Genomic DNA, 14,855 nt, shown 5'->3' with positions numbered 1-14,855 from the left:
CTGGGATGGCTCCATTGATCACTCTGCTGTTGGGCAGCATTGTCGCTCGGATCATCGGCTGCTTCGGCGTGGCTTACGTAAACAACTGGACCACCGCTGTCGCTGTCGGGCTCGCGGCGATGTTCGTGGTCACCGGGGTTGCGCACTTCGCGCCACCGCTACGTGGTGACCTCATCGCGATCGTGCCGCCCCGACTGCCCGCGCCGGGCCCGCTGGTCACCCTCACCGGCGTGCTGGAGCTCGTGGGCGCCGCCGGTCTGTTGTTGCCCGGCACCCGGGTGGCAGCGGCCATGTGCCTTCTGGCGCTGATGCTGATGATGTTTCCGGCCAACGTCTATGCCGCCCGGATGCCCAGTCCACCCAAGTCGATGACGACGCGACTAACCCTGCGCAGTGCCGAGGAGGTCGTCTTTCTGGCCGCCGCCGCTTTCGTCGCCATTGGCAGCATCTAACAACCACGCGTATTGGAATGCGGTTTCTTTCCAACGCTCGTAGCGGCCGCTGATCCCGCCATGACCGGCGTGCATCTGGGTCTTCAACAGCACCGGGTTGCTGCAGGAATTGGCATCGCTATTGGTATGCCGCAAAGCCGCAACCCACTTGGCCGGCTCAACGTAGTACACCCGGGTATCGTTCAACGACGTCATGGCCAGGATCGCCGGATAGCACTTGGCTGCGACGTTCTCATACGGCGAATACGACTTCATGTAGGCGTAAATATCGCTGTCGTTCAACGGATTTCCCCACTCGTCCCACTCTGTGACGGTCAACGGCAACGACGGGTCCAGGATCGTGGTCAGCGGATCGACGAAGGGTACCTGAGCAAGGATTCCAGCGAAGAGATCCGGGGCCATGTTGGCGACGGCTCCCATTAACAATCCGCCCGCGCTGCCGCCGAAAGCAACCAACCGCTCCGGTTGCGTCAGTCCGGAGTCCACCAGATGCTGTGCCACTGCTACGAAGTCGGTGAATGTGTTCTTCTTGTCCAGCAGCTTGCCATGTTCATACCACAGCCGGCCCATCTCACCGCCGCCGCGAACGTGTGCGACCACAAACACCATCCCGCGATCCAACAACGACAGCCGGGCGATGGAAAACCGTGGATCCTCACAGATCTCGTAAGCGCCGTAGCCGTAAACCAATGCCGGCGCTGGGAACTCGATACCGGCGCGGTGCACGATCGATACCGGGATCCGGGTGCCGTCGTCTCCGTAAGCCCAGTCGCGGCGCTCAATATAGTCTTCGCGTCGATAGCCTCCGAGCACCGGCTGTTCTTTCAGCAAGGTGCGTTCACCGGTGACCAGGTCGATGTCGTAGATCCGCGTCGGGGTGATGAAAGATCCCGCACCGGCCCGCAATTTGGGCGAATCCCAATTCGGATTGGGTCCTAGACCAGCCGACATCAGCTCGGAGTCGAACGAGATCTCTTCGGGCTCACCGTAACTTCCGTCGGATTGCACGGGCCACAGCTGCACCCGGGGCAGCGCCTCGCGCCGGTAGCTGACCACCAGATGGCCGGCGAACGCATCAACGCCGTCAAGTCGGACATCGTCTCGGTGCTGAATCAGGGTGCGTTGCTGCGTCGGATCGCCGACGGGGGCCTCAGCTAGTGCGAAGTTCACCGCACCGTCGTTGTGCAGGATCAAGAAGCGGTCCTGGCCGCCCTCAGAACCCGGCGGAGCGTGTTCCACGGAATACTCGACGCCGTCACGCCGGGGCAGCACCACGGCGAATTGCGCGCTGGGGTCGGCGGAGTCCGCGTAGCGGACCTCAGATGTAATGGACGAGCCAGCCGCGATCAACACGTAGGCGTCGCTGCGAGTGCGGCCCACCGCGAGCCAGAACCGTTCATCGGCTTCGTGATAGACCCGCTCCGACGATTCGCCTGAGCCCAGCCGGTAACGCCACACAGTGTCCGGGCGCCAGGCCTCATCCACGGTGACGTAGTAGACGGTACGGTTGTCGGCGGCCCAGGTCGCCCCGGCGCCGATGCTCGCGATCTCGTCGGAATACTGCTGTGAAGTCCGTAAGTCCCTGAACCGCAACGTGTATCGCTCGTCACCGACGACGTCTACCGAGTACGCCAGCAGATTGCCGTCCAGGCTGACGCTGGCCGCGCCCAGCGCGAAAAAATCGTGGCCATCTGCTTCCACGTTCTCGTCGAGCAACACCTGTTCACCGGCTATTTCGGTGTGTTCGTCGAATTTCGGCGGGTTCCAGTCGTCGGGATCAGCTACCGGGCACCGGCAGTGAACACCGTATTGCTTTCCCTCGAAGGTGCGGGCGTAGTACCACCAGTCGCCACGTCGAGTCGGTACCGACAGGTCGGTCTCCTTGGTACGCACCTTGATTTCGTCGAAGATCTGTTGCCGCAACGGTTCGAGGTGCGCAGTGGTCTGGTCGGCATAGTCGTTTTCGGCCTCGAGGTAGGCGATAACTTCGGGGCTATCCTTATCGCGCAACCATTCGTAGTGGTCAATGAAAACGTCACCGTGGTGCTCGCGCCGAGCCTCCACCCGCTTAGCCACCGGCGGAATCGGATTGTCGGTCATGCGCCCGGGCCGATCCAGTCGTCGAAGCGCAGACCTGAAATCCGTTCGTAGGCATTGATGTAACGACCGCGGGTGGCTTCGACGATGTCATCCGGAAGCGGAGGCGGCGGCCGGTCGCCGGCACGGTCCCAGCCGGATTCGGGGCTGGTGAGCCAGTTGCGCACGAACTGCTTGTCGAAGCTGGTCTGGACCACACCGACCCGGTAGTCATCGGCCGGCCAGTACCGAGACGAGTCCGGTGTGAAGATTTCGTCGGCCAGCAGCACGTTGCCGGCGCGGTCGGTGCCGAATTCAAACTTGGTGTCGGCGATGATGATTCCCCGGGTCAGGGCGTGATCGGCGGCTTGCACGTAGATCTTCAGGGTACGGTCGCGCAGCTGGTTGGCGAGCACGCCGCCTACCATCTCGATCACCCGATCGAACGAGATGTTTTCATCGTGATCGCCCAGCGCGGCTTTCGTCGCCGGGGTGAACACCGGTGTGGCGAACTTGCTGGCCTCGACCAGACCCGGCGGCAAGGCGATGCCGCACACCTTCCCGGTGGCCTGGTAGTCCAGCAATCCCGACCCTGTCAGGTAGCCGCGGGCCACACATTCCACGGGGAGCATGTCCAGCTTGCGCACCACCAGCGCGCGGCCAAGCACCTCATCGGGGATGCGCGGGTCGTCCGGCGGCCCGGCCAGGTGGTTGGGGGCTTCGACGAGGCCGAAGAAGAACACGCTCATCGCGGTCAGGATGCGGCCTTTGTCCGGGATAGTGCTGTCGAGGACATAGTCGTACGCCGAGATCCGATCGGTGGCGACCAGCAGCAGATGGTCGTCATCGACGCGATAGATCTCACGGACCTTGCCGCTGGCCAGATGCGGGTAGTCGGCTAGTGCGGGGCGCATCGCGTCAGCCTATCCGCCGCTCTGACAGTGGACATGTGCTGGGATCAGCCCTATGAGATCGCGCTTCTTGCCGTACTCCACCAGACCCGTCCGGCTGGCCGCCCAACTATTGAGTGACATCGCCGTGGCCGTGTGGACGATGATATGGGTGTTTGTCGGCCTTGCCGTACACAGCGCCATCTCGATGATCGCTGAGGCCGGCCGGCAGGTGGAGATCGGCGCGCACGGCGTCGCCGGCAATCTGGGGTCCGCGGGCCACGACGCGCAGCGTGTTCCGTTGGTGGGCGACGCGCTGAGCAAGCCACTCACCGCGGCCGCCGATGCGGCCCTCGACATTGCAGGCGCCGGCCACAGCCTGGACACAACGGCGAGTTGGCTTGCGGTGGTGCTCGCGGTGGCGGTCGCCGCGACGCCGATCCTGGCCGTGGCCGGACCATGGCTGTTCCTGCGGCTGCGGTTCTTCCGGCGCAAGTGGGTCGTGACCGCGCTCGCCGCCACCCCGGCCGGCCAGCAACTGCTGGCATTGCGGGCACTGGCCAACCGGTCGCCGGCCAAATTGGCCGCCGTCAGTGCGGATCCGGTCGGTGCGTGGCGGCGCGAGGATCCCGCCACAATCCGCGGGCTGGCCGCGCTGGAGCTACGGGCAGCCGGCATCACGCTTCGCGAACAGTAAGCAGCCCGGCAATGACAACGATCAGCCAGGCCGCCATTGCGATCCAGAAGAACACCAGCGACACGGTGCTCAGCGAACGCTGACCGATCTCGGCTGCCATGGCGTCAGTGGCCGCCGCGTACATACCCAGCGGGAACACCAGGGCCCACCACACGCCCGCGAAGTGCAGCATGCCGGGCCGCCGGTTGATCCGCTGCAGGCCAAAGTAGATCAGCACGGGTATCCACAGGGTCGCCGCCGTCCACGTCACCACGGTGATCACTCGCACCGCTGGAGCCAGCCAAACCGGCGCCAGGCTGTGGATGTTGGCGCCGGCCAGCGTCGCAATGGCCAACCCGCCCATCAAGATCCAGGAATCGGGTTCGAAGCCGTTGCGTTCGTGTCGCTCTACGCTCGCCCGCCACAAGATCAGCCACGTCATCAGGCCGTAGAGGCAAAGCGCCACCACCCAGACCGGCACGGCCACCACAAACCACCAGTGTTCGGGGGTGTGGCGGGCTACCTGGGTGGCCACGATCGCCAGGCCGGAGGTGCCCACGCTGGCGAGCTCCCAAGCGCCGTGGGCACGGTCCCGCAGCGTCGTCCACCGGGGCGCCAACATGTTTCGGGTGCACAGCACCATCAGCACCAGCCACGCCGACAGCGCAACCGCTCCGAGCATGTACATCACCATGCGACGGGATGCCAGCCGGCTGTCCAGCACCGCGCAGGCGGCGACGAATGTGAACAATCGCAGTGTCACATCGGGATCGGTCAAGTCCCACAGGGAATTCCGCCTTCCTACCGCGGCGGCGATAACCAATCCGGCGAGGACCACCAGAGCGGTCGTGGCAAGCACACCCAAGGTGTCGCTGATCCGGACGTAGTGGTGCTGACCCGCGGCGATCGACAAAATCCCGGTCGCCATCACCGCGGCGAATACATCGGGTGCCGGCTCGACATCGGCGAGCCGGAATTTCATTGCGAACCGCGCAATTCCACAACGAGGTGCCGGATGCCGGTATGCCGGTTGCTGCGTGTCCATTCGACGGGCTGTACCACCCGCACGGTCGCGAATCGCCACAACAGTTCCTCATAGAGCACCCGCAGTTCCAGCCTGGCCAGATTGGCGCCCAGGCAATAGTGCACCCCTTGTCCAAAGCCCAGGTGTGGGTTGGGCTTTCGCGTGATATCGAACTCGTCCGCCCGGTCAAAGACGAGGGCATCGCGGTTGGCCGAGCCCTCCCAGATCTGAACCTTCTGTCCCGCCTCGATCGAGTGCCCACCGAGCGTGATGTCCCGCGTGGCGGTTCGGCGCTTGGACGGCGACGGCGACGTCCACCGCACGACCTCCTCGATCGCCGTCGGCAGCATGTCGAGATCCCCGCGCAGCGCGTGCAATTGCTCCGGATGGTTGGCCAGCGCCAGCAAGCCACCCGCGACCGCGTTACGTGTCGTCTCCGCACCCGCACTGAACAGCAGACTGAAGAACAGGTACAGCTCGAGATCCGATAGGGCCGGCGCGTGTTCGTCGTCGAGCGTCGCGTTGGCGACTACCGACAGCATATCGTCGGTCGGGTCGGTGCGCTTGGACGCGATTAACTCCTGGCCGTAGCTGAACATCCGCGATCCGGCCTCTTCCATTGAGAGCTGCGAAAGTGCCGCCTTGCGCGAACCGCCGAAGTCGAACTGCGGTTCGATGGCCTCGAATAGCCAATGTCGTTCGGATTCCGGCACACCCAGCAGGATGCAGATCATCTGCATCGGCAGTTCGGCCGCTATATCAACCAGAAAGTCGAACGGTTCGCCTGGAGTCACACCATCCAGCAGTCGGCACGCGCGGGCGCGCAGATCGTCCTCGACGCGACGGATCATGCGCGGCGTAAGCCCCGAGCTGACGAGGCGCCGAATCTGTGAATGCCGCGGGTCGTCCATCATGTTGAGCACCTGGCCGGCAATGGCCAGGTCCTGTAACAGCGTGCCGCCAAACGGCCTCTCGCCGCCGGTGACCGAGGAGTAGGTTACCGGATCACGCAACACCTCAAGGGTTTCGGCGTGGGTGGCCACCGACCAGAAGCCCTCGCCGTCGGGGGTGTTGTCCGTTGGCTCGTGCCAGTACACCGGCGCCTCCCGACGATGAATCGCAAAGAGGTCGTGCGGGAAGCCGTGGGCGAAGTTGTCCAGATCAGTGAAGTCGATACCCGAGAGCGCGCTGGCGAGAGTCATAGGATCGCACCCGGTATGTACTTGGCCGCGTCTGGGTAGCGGCCTACCAATATGTCCACCAATGCGGCCACCTCGTCCACCTGATCGCCCGCCGCGCCGGTGAATGCCTTCTTGTCGGCCAGCGCGGCATCCAGCGCGTCGCGGCCTAGCGGCAGCCGGGGATCGGCGGCCAGCCGGTCCAAAAGGTCTGGCTCTGCCCCCTGTTCGCGCATCGCCAGCGCCGTCGCCACCGCGTGTTCGCGGATCACGTGGTGGGCCGACTCGCGCCCCATGCCCGCGCGCACCGCGGCGATCAACACCTTGGTGGTGGCCAGGAACGGCAGATAGCGGTCCAGCTCGCGCTGGATCACCGCCGGGTAGGCGCCGAACTCGTCGAGCACCGTCAAAAACGTCTCGATCTGCCCGTCGATGGCGAAGAAGCTGTCCGGCAACGCAACCCGGCGCACGACCGAGCAGAAGACGTCGCCCTCGTTCCACTGGGCACCGGCGAGCTCGGCGGCCATCGATGCATATCCGCGTAGCACCACCTGCAGGCCGTTGACCCGTTCGCAGCTGCGAGTATTCATCTTGTGCGGCATCGCCGACGAGCCGACCTGACCGGGCGCGAAGCCCTCGGTGACGAGTTCGTGCCCGGCCATCAGCCGGATGGTGTGCGCCAACGAGGAAGGGCCGGCGCCGAGCTGCACCAAGGAGGACACCACATCGTGGTCTAGTGAACGCGGATATACCTGCCCCACGCTGGTCAAAACCGTTGTGAAGCCCAAGAACTCGGCGACGCGACGTTCGAGTTCAGCCAGTTTGGCGGCGTCGCCGCCCAAGAGATCGAGCATGTCCTGAGCGGTGCCCATTGGCCCCTTGATGCCCCGCAGCGGGTAGCGGTCGATCAATTCCCGCACCCTCGTCAGCCCGATCAGCGTCTCCTGGGCCGCCGAAGCGAACCGCTTGCCCAAAGTCGTGGCCTGCGCGGCCACGTTGTGACTGCGGCCAGCGATGACCACGTCGCGGTATGCCACCGCCCGCTCGGCAAGCCTCGCGACCACTGCCACCCCATGGGAGAAGACCAGTTCCAGCGACCGTCGCACCTGTAGCTGCTCGACATTCTCGGTCAGGTCACGGCTCGTCATCCCCTTGTGCACATGCTCATGACCGGCCAGCGCGTTGAATTCCTCGATGCGGGCCTTGACGTCATGGCGCAGCACCCGTTCCCGGGCTGCGATCGAGGCTAGGTCCACCTCGTCGAGCACGCGCTCGTAGTCGGTGATTGCTTCGGCGGGAACGTCCACACCCAGTTCGGCCTGCGCCCGCAATACGGCCAGCCATAGCCGCCGCTCGGCGACCACCTTGGCCTCCGGCGACCAGATCGCAACCATCTCGGCGCTGGCGTACCGGGCGGCCAGCACGTTCGGAATGCTCACAGACACACAGCTTACGGTCGTTTCAGCTCGCCAACGTCGGCTTGTTGGGTAGATCGAGCCGGAATCCCTACAACTATTCGATGTTCGGTGATTTGGTAAGGCGATGTACTTCGTCGGCGTGGACCTCGCCTGGGCTGGTCGCAATCCCACCGGTATCGCGGTTGTCGACGCCAACGGCTCGTTGGTGCAGATTGGCGCCGCCCGCGACGATGCCGACGTGTTGGCGGCGCTACGACCCTACGTCCAGGGCGATTGCCTCGTCGGCTTCGATGCGCCGCTGGTGGTGACAAACCCAACCGGGCAACGACCCGCCGAGACCGCACTCAACCGTGACTTCCGCAAGTTCGAAGCGGGCGCGCATCCGGCTAACACCAGCAAGCCCGAGTTTGCCAGCATGCCACGCGCCGCGCGGCTGGCTGAAGCACTCGACTTGGATCTGGACCCATCTGCAGGTGCCACCCGACGCGCCATCGAGGTCTATCCACACGCGGCGACTGTGGCACTGTTTCGACTGCGCCGCACCCTGAAATACAAGGCCAAGCCGGGCCGTAGCGTCGATCAACTCAAGTCCGAGCTGCTGCGGCTGATGGACAGCGTCGAGGAGCTCGAGCATGCCCCGGTGCCGCTGCGTGTAATCGGGAACTCCGATTGGGTTTCCCTGCGCCGGCAGGTGACGGGCGCCCAGCGCAAGTGCGAGCTACGTCGCGCGGAGGATCCGGTTGACGCCGTCGTCTGCGCCTACGTGGCGTTGTATCCCGAGCGCTGTCCCGCCGACGTCACGATCTACGGGGACTTCGGCACCGGCTACATTGTTACGCCGTCGCTACCGGCGGACCTAGATCCGGACGGGCCGCTGATCGACGGGCGCCAGCACGTCAATTAGATCGACCACGGTCGTGAGCGCCGCGGCACGCGGATCCCGACCCTCGACCAGCGCGGAGACCACCGAACCGTCGACGGCGCAAATGAGAGTGCACACCAGTTCAATGTGGACCGAACGCCCTGATCTTTCAATGGCCTCGGCAACCGCCTCGGCGCGCTGGCGCAAGCTACGCCGCATGCTCTCGCGCAGCGCAGGAAAGCGGGTACAGGCGATATTTCGCTCATATCGCGATATCAGCTGCTCAGCGAGCCCTGGACCGGATACGTCCCCCACAAGCAAGTCGACCAGCACATCAGCGGTGGTCTCAGGCCCCCGACGCCGCCGGGACAGCGCGTTGACCCGTGCCCGCAGCTGCGCTACCTCGATCATCCCGACGTGTTCGACCGCGCGGGCGATCAAATCGTCGAGCGAGGAGAAGTAGTAGGTGGTGGACGCCAGCGGTAGACCAGCCCTCCGGGCGACCGCCCGGTGACGTACCGCTTCGAACCCGCCCTCGCCGAGCAGCTCGGCGGCGGCGCTTACCAACGCGTACCGCCGACGTTCTCCCTTTGGAGTCACTGCTGCCGTCACGCCCACCCATGCTGCCAGTCAAAGTGGTACTCCATTGCCATTTTGACGAAACGTACATGGCATGATGACCCGCATGCCAGACTTGAGCCGCCGCGCCGTGCTCGGTCTTGGTGCCAGCGCGGTCTGCGGCGCGGCCGGGGCATATGTGCTCGACATGGTCTTTCAGCCACGAACATCACACGCCATGCCGCCGCCGGCGTCTGGCACAAGCGTTCCACTGGCACCGGCACGACCACTCGATCCGGCACCGCCGGCTCAGGCTGCGCCGACGATGGTGACCGGCTCGTTTGTGTCGGCGGCGCGAGGTGGCATTTCGACCAACTGGGCGATCGCGCGTCCTCCGGGCCAGACCAAGCCGCTGCGACCGGTGATCGCGCTACACGGAAAAGGCAGTGACGCATCCACCGTTATGGCCGGCGGCGTGGAACAGGGCCTCGCACAGGCAGTCAATGCCGGGCTGCCGCCATTTGCGGTGGTCGCGGTCGACGGCGGCGGCAGCTACTGGCACAAGCGGGCTTCCGGCGAGGATTCCGGGGCGATGGTCATCAACGAGCTGATCCCGATGCTGGACAGCCACGGTCTGGACACCTCACGCGTGGCGTTCTTGGGCTGGTCGATGGGCGGCTACGGCGCATTGCTGCTCGGCGGTCGACTCGGACCGGGGCGCACCGCGGCGATCTGTGCGGTAAGCCCAGCGCTTTGGCTGTCTCCCGGTGCGGCCGCACCCGGCGCATTCGACGGGGCCGACGACTTCGCGGCTAACTCAGTGTTCGGTATGCCTGCACTGGGGTCGATGCCGATCCGCGTGGATTGCGGCGACAGCGATCCGTTCTACGCCGCGACCAAGCAATTCATAGCTCAATTGCCCAACCCGCCCTCGGGCGGCTTCTCACCCGGTGGGCACAACGGCGGGTTCTGGAGTTCGCAGTTGCCGGCTGAGCTGACCTGGGTCGCGCCTTTGTTGACGGCCTAGCCTTTAGCCTCTAGGCCGCGAGCGTAACCCCACTGCGAAAAAACTCGCTCGATTTCGCAGTGCCGTTACGCTCGCGGGGGTGAGCAAGCCGTTTGAGTGGAACTTTCCCTACGCCTGGCCGCGAATGCCTGTTTTGGCGAAAAACGTTGTCTGCACCTCACAACCGCTTGCCGCTCAAGCCGGTCTTCGGATGCTTGCCGACGGCGGCAACGCCGTCGATGCGGCCATCGCCACCGCCATCACGCTGACCCTGGTGGAACCGGTGTCCAACGGGATCGGCTCGGATGCCTTCGCCATCGTTTGGGATGGCCAGCAAGTGCACGGTCTGAACGCGTCGGGCCGTTCGCCTGCGGCGTGGACGCCAGAGTACTTCGGCGGCTTAGGCGTTTCCGGTGTTCCCGCGCTCGGCTGGAATTCGGTGACGGTGCCTGGCGCGGTGTCGGCATGGGCCGAGCTACATGCCAGGTTTGGCAAGCTTGCATTCGAACGACTCTTCGCACCCGCTATCTCCTACGGCCGCAACGGCTTTCTTGTCTCACCGATCGTCGCCGCGCAGTGGGCGGCACAGGTACCCCTTTTCGAGTCCCAACCCGGATTCGCCCAGGCGTTCATGCCCGGCGGGCGAGCGCCAAAACCCGGTGAGCTGTTCAGGTTTCGCGACCATGCGAGCACGCTCGAAAAAATCGCCGCAACCAACGGCAAGGCGTTCTACCGCGGCGATCTGGCGCCGAAACTCGAGGCGCACGCGACGGCCAACGGCGGCGTCCTACGAGCCAGCGACTTGGCCGCTCACCGCGCCGACTGGGTCGGCACGATCACCGGAAGCTACCGCGGGTTCACGATCCACGAGATACCACCCAACGGCCAGGGGATCGTGGCCTTGATCGCACTCGGGATCCTTGAACAGTTCGATATGCCGTCGTTGCCAGTCGATTCCGCCGATAGTGTGCATTTGCAGATCGAAGCGCTCAAGCTCGCCTTCGCCGACGCGCAGGCCTATGTTGCCGACGTCGACCACATGACAGTGAGCCCGCAGCAGCTCCTGGACAGCGAGTACCTAAAGCAGCGAGCCTCGCTCATCGATCCGAAGCGGGCGAAGCCGGCAGCCGCCGGCACCCCCAGGGGCGGCACCGTGTATCTGACCGCTGCCGATGCGGCCGGGATGATGGTGTCGATGATCCAGTCGAACTACATGGGCTTCGGCTCCGGGGTGGTGGTGCCAGACACCGGCATTGCACTGCACAATCGCGGTGCGAATTTTGTTGTGGGGCAAGAACATCCGAATAGAGTCGGACCCGGCAAGCGTCCCTACCACACGATCATCCCGGCCTTCGTGACCAAAGACGGCGCACCCGTGATGAGCTTCGGCGTAATGGGCGGCCCAATGCAACCCCAGGGTCATGTACAGGTGCTGGTGCGCATCGCCGACTATGGCCAGAACCCGCAAGCCGCCTGTGACGGCCCCCGGTTTCGCTGGGTACAGGGCCAGCAGGTCAGCTGCGAGACGGGCCTCCCGCCGTCAACCCTCGACGAGCTTTGCCAGCGCGGGCACGACGTCATCACCACCGAGGACTACAACTCGTTCGGCAGCTGCCAAGCGATCTGGCGGCTTGACGACGGATATCTCGCGGCCAGTGACCCTCGGCGGGACGGCCAAGCCACGGCGTTCTGAGCACCGCGCGGCGACTCCACAGATTAACTTTTTACACGTGTTGAATCAAGCGATTGAACGCGTGTCAAGTTTGCCGTACGGTATTCCACCAAATCGGTGAGCCCACAACCACTCGGCACCTACCACCCGCAATGGAGCAAACGTGAGTATGGCCCTACCACTAACTGGTAACGACTTTCACCTCGATCGCAACCTCAGCTGGCGGGATGCCGATACCGAGTGCCAGTTTGTCCTGTCCCAACCATCGCTAGACCCGGACCTTTGGCAGGAATATGTTGCCGGTGCGTACCGCAGTTATCGCCAGCACGACATCGAGTGCGCACTCGATCCCGAGGCGTTGCGAACCGGCAAAGACACGGTCATGTTCTTCGTCGCGTTGGACAAGACCGGGCAGATGCTTGCGGGAGCGCGCGCGGTCGGGCCGCTGCGGTCTCCGAAGGAGGCTCACGCGCTCGCTGAATGGACCGGTCAGCCGGGCCAGCAGGAAGTGCGAACCATGATCGCCGACCGCCTGCCATTCGGCATCCTGGAGATAAAAACAGCCTGGAAAGTCGATGACCCGGCCCGGAATCGTTCGCTGACCGAAATACTCGCTCGGATCGGCTTTCACATGACGGCGCTGCTCGACGTGCAGTTTTTCATGGCCACATCCGCGACGTTTCTGTTGGACAAGTGGCGTACGTCGGGAGGTGTTGTGGCACCAATACCTGCGACGCCCTATCCGGACGAGCGCTTCCGAACAAGGTTGATTTGGTGGGACAGGCGCACTTTCGCTGAGCACGCGACATCAGATCAGGCCTCGAAGATTCATGTCGAAACCACTCAGCTGCTGCATGCCTTCTACCGGCAACCGCGGGCAGCTAATGTTCAAGCGAGTCACGCGTGATTGGCAATCCTGCTGAATTTATATGCTGTGCAACTCTTTTCGATGAGGACGATTGCGCCGATAGGCGTGTCTTGGCTGAGTATCACGCCGATCGGCAGATCGAGGTCATCGACCGATGGGAGGAACAGGTCGCCAACGTCCGGCGGCTGCTGCCCGCGCCGGATCCTCAGTTGCTCGCAGAGTCAAAGCGGTGGGCCTTCTACCCATGGCGCCGTACGCTCGTAAGCATCCTGGGACCCCGCGGGTTCCGCGCGTTGCGGCTGGACCGTAATCGCAATTTGATTACCGCCGCCGAGCAAGATCGACTCGCCGGGCTACAGATCGGAGTCGTTGGCTTAAGTGTTGGGCATGCCATTGCGTACACGCTGGCGGCCGAAGGCTTATGCGGCGGCATTCGACTCGCGGACTTCGACATCCTTGAGTTATCCAACCTCAACCGGGTGCCGGCGACGGTACTCGACCTCGGGCTGAACAAGGCGATTGTGGCTGCCCGACGGATCGCGGAACTCGATCCCTACCTTCCGGTGGTCGTGGAAACGTCAGGATTGAGCGCAGACACCATGGCCGGCTTCCTGAACGGACTCGACGTCGTCGTGGAGGAATGCGATTCGCTGGATATGAAAGCCCGCGTGCGCGAGGCCGCACGTGCTCGGCGAATACCAGTGCTAATGGCAACCGGAGACCGTGGTCTGGTGGACGTCGAGCGATACGACCTGGAGCCGTCTCGCCACATCCTGCATGGTCTGCTTGGCGATATCGACGTCGACGAGCTTTCTGGCTTGTCCAGCCGGGACAAGGTTCCGCATGTCCTGCGCGTCCTCGATGCGACGCGACTTTCGGCGCGGTCGGCCGCCTCGATGGTCGAGATCGACGAAACCCTTTCTACCTGGCCGCAATTGGCGGGTGAGGTGGCGCTCGGTGCCACCGCAGTCGCGGAAGCGGTCCGCAGAATCGGTCTCGGCGAACGACTTCGGTCGGGCCGGGTACGTATCGACGTCGCCGAGGCACTCGATCACCTCGCCGAGCCGGAAGCCCATACCGATGACTGCCGGGCCGCTGAGCCGTGCACCGAGTACGTCGAACCGCCGGCATCGTCGGACCTTCTCGGCATCGTCGCCGCTGCCGCGAGCCGAGCACCGTCAGGAGGCAACTCACAGCCCTGGCTTATCGAGACAGACATGGACTCGGTGACCATCAGGCTGGCAGGTGAGCGCACGACGACGATGGATGTCGACTTCCGAGCCAGCGCTGTCGCGGTCGGTGCGGCCTGGTTCAACGCCAGGGTGGCCGCGGCCAGCTACGGCATGCTCGGTCCGGTTGAACTTAGGGAGCCCGACGATTCGTCACCCCTGTCCGCGGTGGTTCGACTTGCCGAAGGTAGCGATCACGACCTCGCGCGCCTATACCGGCCGATGTTGGTGAGGGAATCGAACCGCCATCTCGGTGTGCCACTTCCCCTCGACGTGGAGCGTGCGGAAGCACTCTCGGCCGCTGCCGCTGCCGAAGGCGCACGATTGCAATTGTTGACCGAGAAGGACGATATCGAGCAGATCGCGGCGATTGTCGCTGCGACAGATCGCATTCGATACCTGACGCCAAAGTTGCATGCGGACATGCTGTCGGAGATCCGCTGGCATGCAGACGATTCTTCGGATTCGGGTATCGACGTACGCAGCCTGGAAATGGATCAGAGCGAGTTGGCGGGCATCCAAATCGCGAGACGACCCGACGTCATGAAGGTGCTGGCGGAGTGGGGCGCGGGAACCGCATTGGGCAACTACTCCCACGACCGTCTCTGTGCCAGCTCTGGCGTCGGCGTTGTTTCAATAAGTGGCCAGGCTCTCAGCGACTACGCCCGCGGTGGAGCCGCGTTGGAGGCGGTGTGGATAACCGCGCAGCACCTTGGGCTCGCGGTACATCCGATTTCGCCGGTGTTCCTATTCGCGCGTACCGATGACGAGTTGCAGCAATTGTCACCGGCCCTCGCCGCGCCCCTGCGCCGGTTGCAGTGCGATTTCCGCGATGTCACGCACACCACTGCCGATGACGTTCATGTGCTGATGCTCAGGTTTTCCTACGCGCCAAGCACGTCGGTGCGCAGTCGCCGGCGCACCCTCGCCGTGGTTTCTGATTAGT

General features: G+C 64.1%; 12 protein-coding genes and 1 pseudogene. 7 read left to right on the top strand and 6 right to left on the bottom strand.

The features are described from left to right. The first annotated feature begins 5 nt into the window (after positions 1-5). On the top strand, positions 6-452 hold the full coding sequence (locus MSIMFI_RS10510; protein WP_191497157.1) for a DoxX family protein: 447 nt from the start codon (positions 6-8) through the stop codon (positions 450-452). Here MSIMFI_RS10510 and MSIMFI_RS10505 read toward each other — a convergent pair. Together MSIMFI_RS10505 and MSIMFI_RS10500 are read right to left on the bottom strand one after the other, a co-directional pair. Further along, complete coding sequence (locus MSIMFI_RS10505; RefSeq protein WP_191497156.1) at positions 381-2,552, bottom strand: S9 family peptidase; 2,172 nt, start codon at positions 2,550-2,552, stop codon at positions 381-383. The two genes, MSIMFI_RS10510 and MSIMFI_RS10505, sit on opposite strands and share 72 nt — an antisense overlap. Continuing rightward, positions 2,549-3,442, bottom strand: a complete 894-nt coding sequence (locus MSIMFI_RS10500; RefSeq protein WP_191497155.1) for a phosphoribosylaminoimidazolesuccinocarboxamide synthase — start codon at positions 3,440-3,442, stop codon at positions 2,549-2,551. Before MSIMFI_RS10500 ends, MSIMFI_RS10505 begins: the two co-directional genes overlap by 4 nt. A gap of 52 nt (positions 3,443-3,494) precedes the next feature. Between MSIMFI_RS10500 and MSIMFI_RS10495 the strand changes: the two genes are divergently transcribed. Then, positions 3,495-4,115 carry a hypothetical protein gene (locus MSIMFI_RS10495; RefSeq protein WP_191497154.1) on the top strand — a complete coding sequence of 207 codons (621 nt, stop codon included), beginning with the start codon at positions 3,495-3,497 and terminating at the stop codon, positions 4,113-4,115. On the opposite strand, the gene MSIMFI_RS10490 is transcribed toward MSIMFI_RS10495, so the two are convergent. From MSIMFI_RS10490 to purB, 3 genes are read right to left on the bottom strand one after another with little or no spacing between them, the layout of a single operon-like run. Then, positions 4,096-5,076: a tellurite resistance/C4-dicarboxylate transporter family protein gene (locus tag MSIMFI_RS10490; protein ID WP_191497153.1), complete on the bottom strand. Its 981-nt coding sequence runs from the start codon at positions 5,074-5,076 to the stop codon at positions 4,096-4,098. The genes MSIMFI_RS10495 and MSIMFI_RS10490 overlap by 20 nt on opposite strands. After that, positions 5,073-6,320 (bottom strand): cytochrome P450, encoded by a 1,248-nt coding sequence (locus MSIMFI_RS10485; RefSeq protein WP_191497152.1) that lies wholly within the window; start codon positions 6,318-6,320, stop codon positions 5,073-5,075. The genes MSIMFI_RS10490 and MSIMFI_RS10485 overlap by 4 nt, the downstream gene beginning before the upstream one ends. Continuing rightward, complete coding sequence (purB, locus tag MSIMFI_RS10480; protein WP_191497151.1) at positions 6,317-7,735, bottom strand: adenylosuccinate lyase; 1,419 nt, start codon at positions 7,733-7,735, stop codon at positions 6,317-6,319. The genes MSIMFI_RS10485 and purB overlap by 4 nt, the downstream gene beginning before the upstream one ends. A gap of 103 nt (positions 7,736-7,838) precedes the next feature. Here purB and MSIMFI_RS10475 point away from each other — a divergent pair. Next, positions 7,839-8,635: pseudogene (locus MSIMFI_RS10475) on the top strand (DUF429 domain-containing protein). Here MSIMFI_RS10475 and MSIMFI_RS10470 read toward each other — a convergent pair. Beyond that, complete coding sequence (locus tag MSIMFI_RS10470) at positions 8,571-9,194, bottom strand: TetR/AcrR family transcriptional regulator (protein ID WP_186244800.1); 624 nt, start codon at positions 9,192-9,194, stop codon at positions 8,571-8,573. The pseudogene MSIMFI_RS10475 and the gene MSIMFI_RS10470 overlap by 65 nt on opposite strands. A 55-nt stretch (positions 9,195-9,249) precedes the next feature. Here MSIMFI_RS10470 and MSIMFI_RS10465 point away from each other — a divergent pair, with 55 nt between their 5' ends. The 4 genes from MSIMFI_RS10465 to MSIMFI_RS10450 all read left to right on the top strand — a co-directional run bounded on the left by MSIMFI_RS10465 (position 9,250) and on the right by MSIMFI_RS10450 (position 14,854). After that, on the top strand, positions 9,250-10,161 hold the full coding sequence (locus tag MSIMFI_RS10465; protein ID WP_186244801.1) for an alpha/beta hydrolase-fold protein: 912 nt from the start codon (positions 9,250-9,252) through the stop codon (positions 10,159-10,161). Between the two features lie 79 nt (positions 10,162-10,240). Next, positions 10,241-11,833 (top strand): gamma-glutamyltransferase family protein, encoded by a 1,593-nt coding sequence (locus tag MSIMFI_RS10460; protein WP_224770147.1) that lies wholly within the window; start codon positions 10,241-10,243, stop codon positions 11,831-11,833. Between the two features lie 148 nt (positions 11,834-11,981). After that, entirely contained in the window at positions 11,982-12,719 is a 738-nt protein-coding gene (locus MSIMFI_RS10455; RefSeq protein ID WP_191497149.1) for a hypothetical protein, read from the top strand. After that, entirely contained in the window at positions 12,719-14,854 is a 2,136-nt protein-coding gene (locus tag MSIMFI_RS10450) for an Rv1355c family protein (RefSeq protein WP_191498121.1), read from the top strand. Before MSIMFI_RS10455 ends, MSIMFI_RS10450 begins: the two co-directional genes overlap by 1 nt. Position 14,855: the final 1 nt, after the last annotated feature.

Origin of the sequence: Mycobacterium simulans, from assembly GCF_900232995.1 — a bacterium.
Taxonomy (GTDB): Bacteria; Actinomycetota; Actinomycetes; order Mycobacteriales; family Mycobacteriaceae; genus Mycobacterium; species Mycobacterium simulans.
The sequence above is the reverse complement of the archived record's forward strand: the minus strand, read 5'-3'. Positions and strand labels throughout refer to the sequence as shown.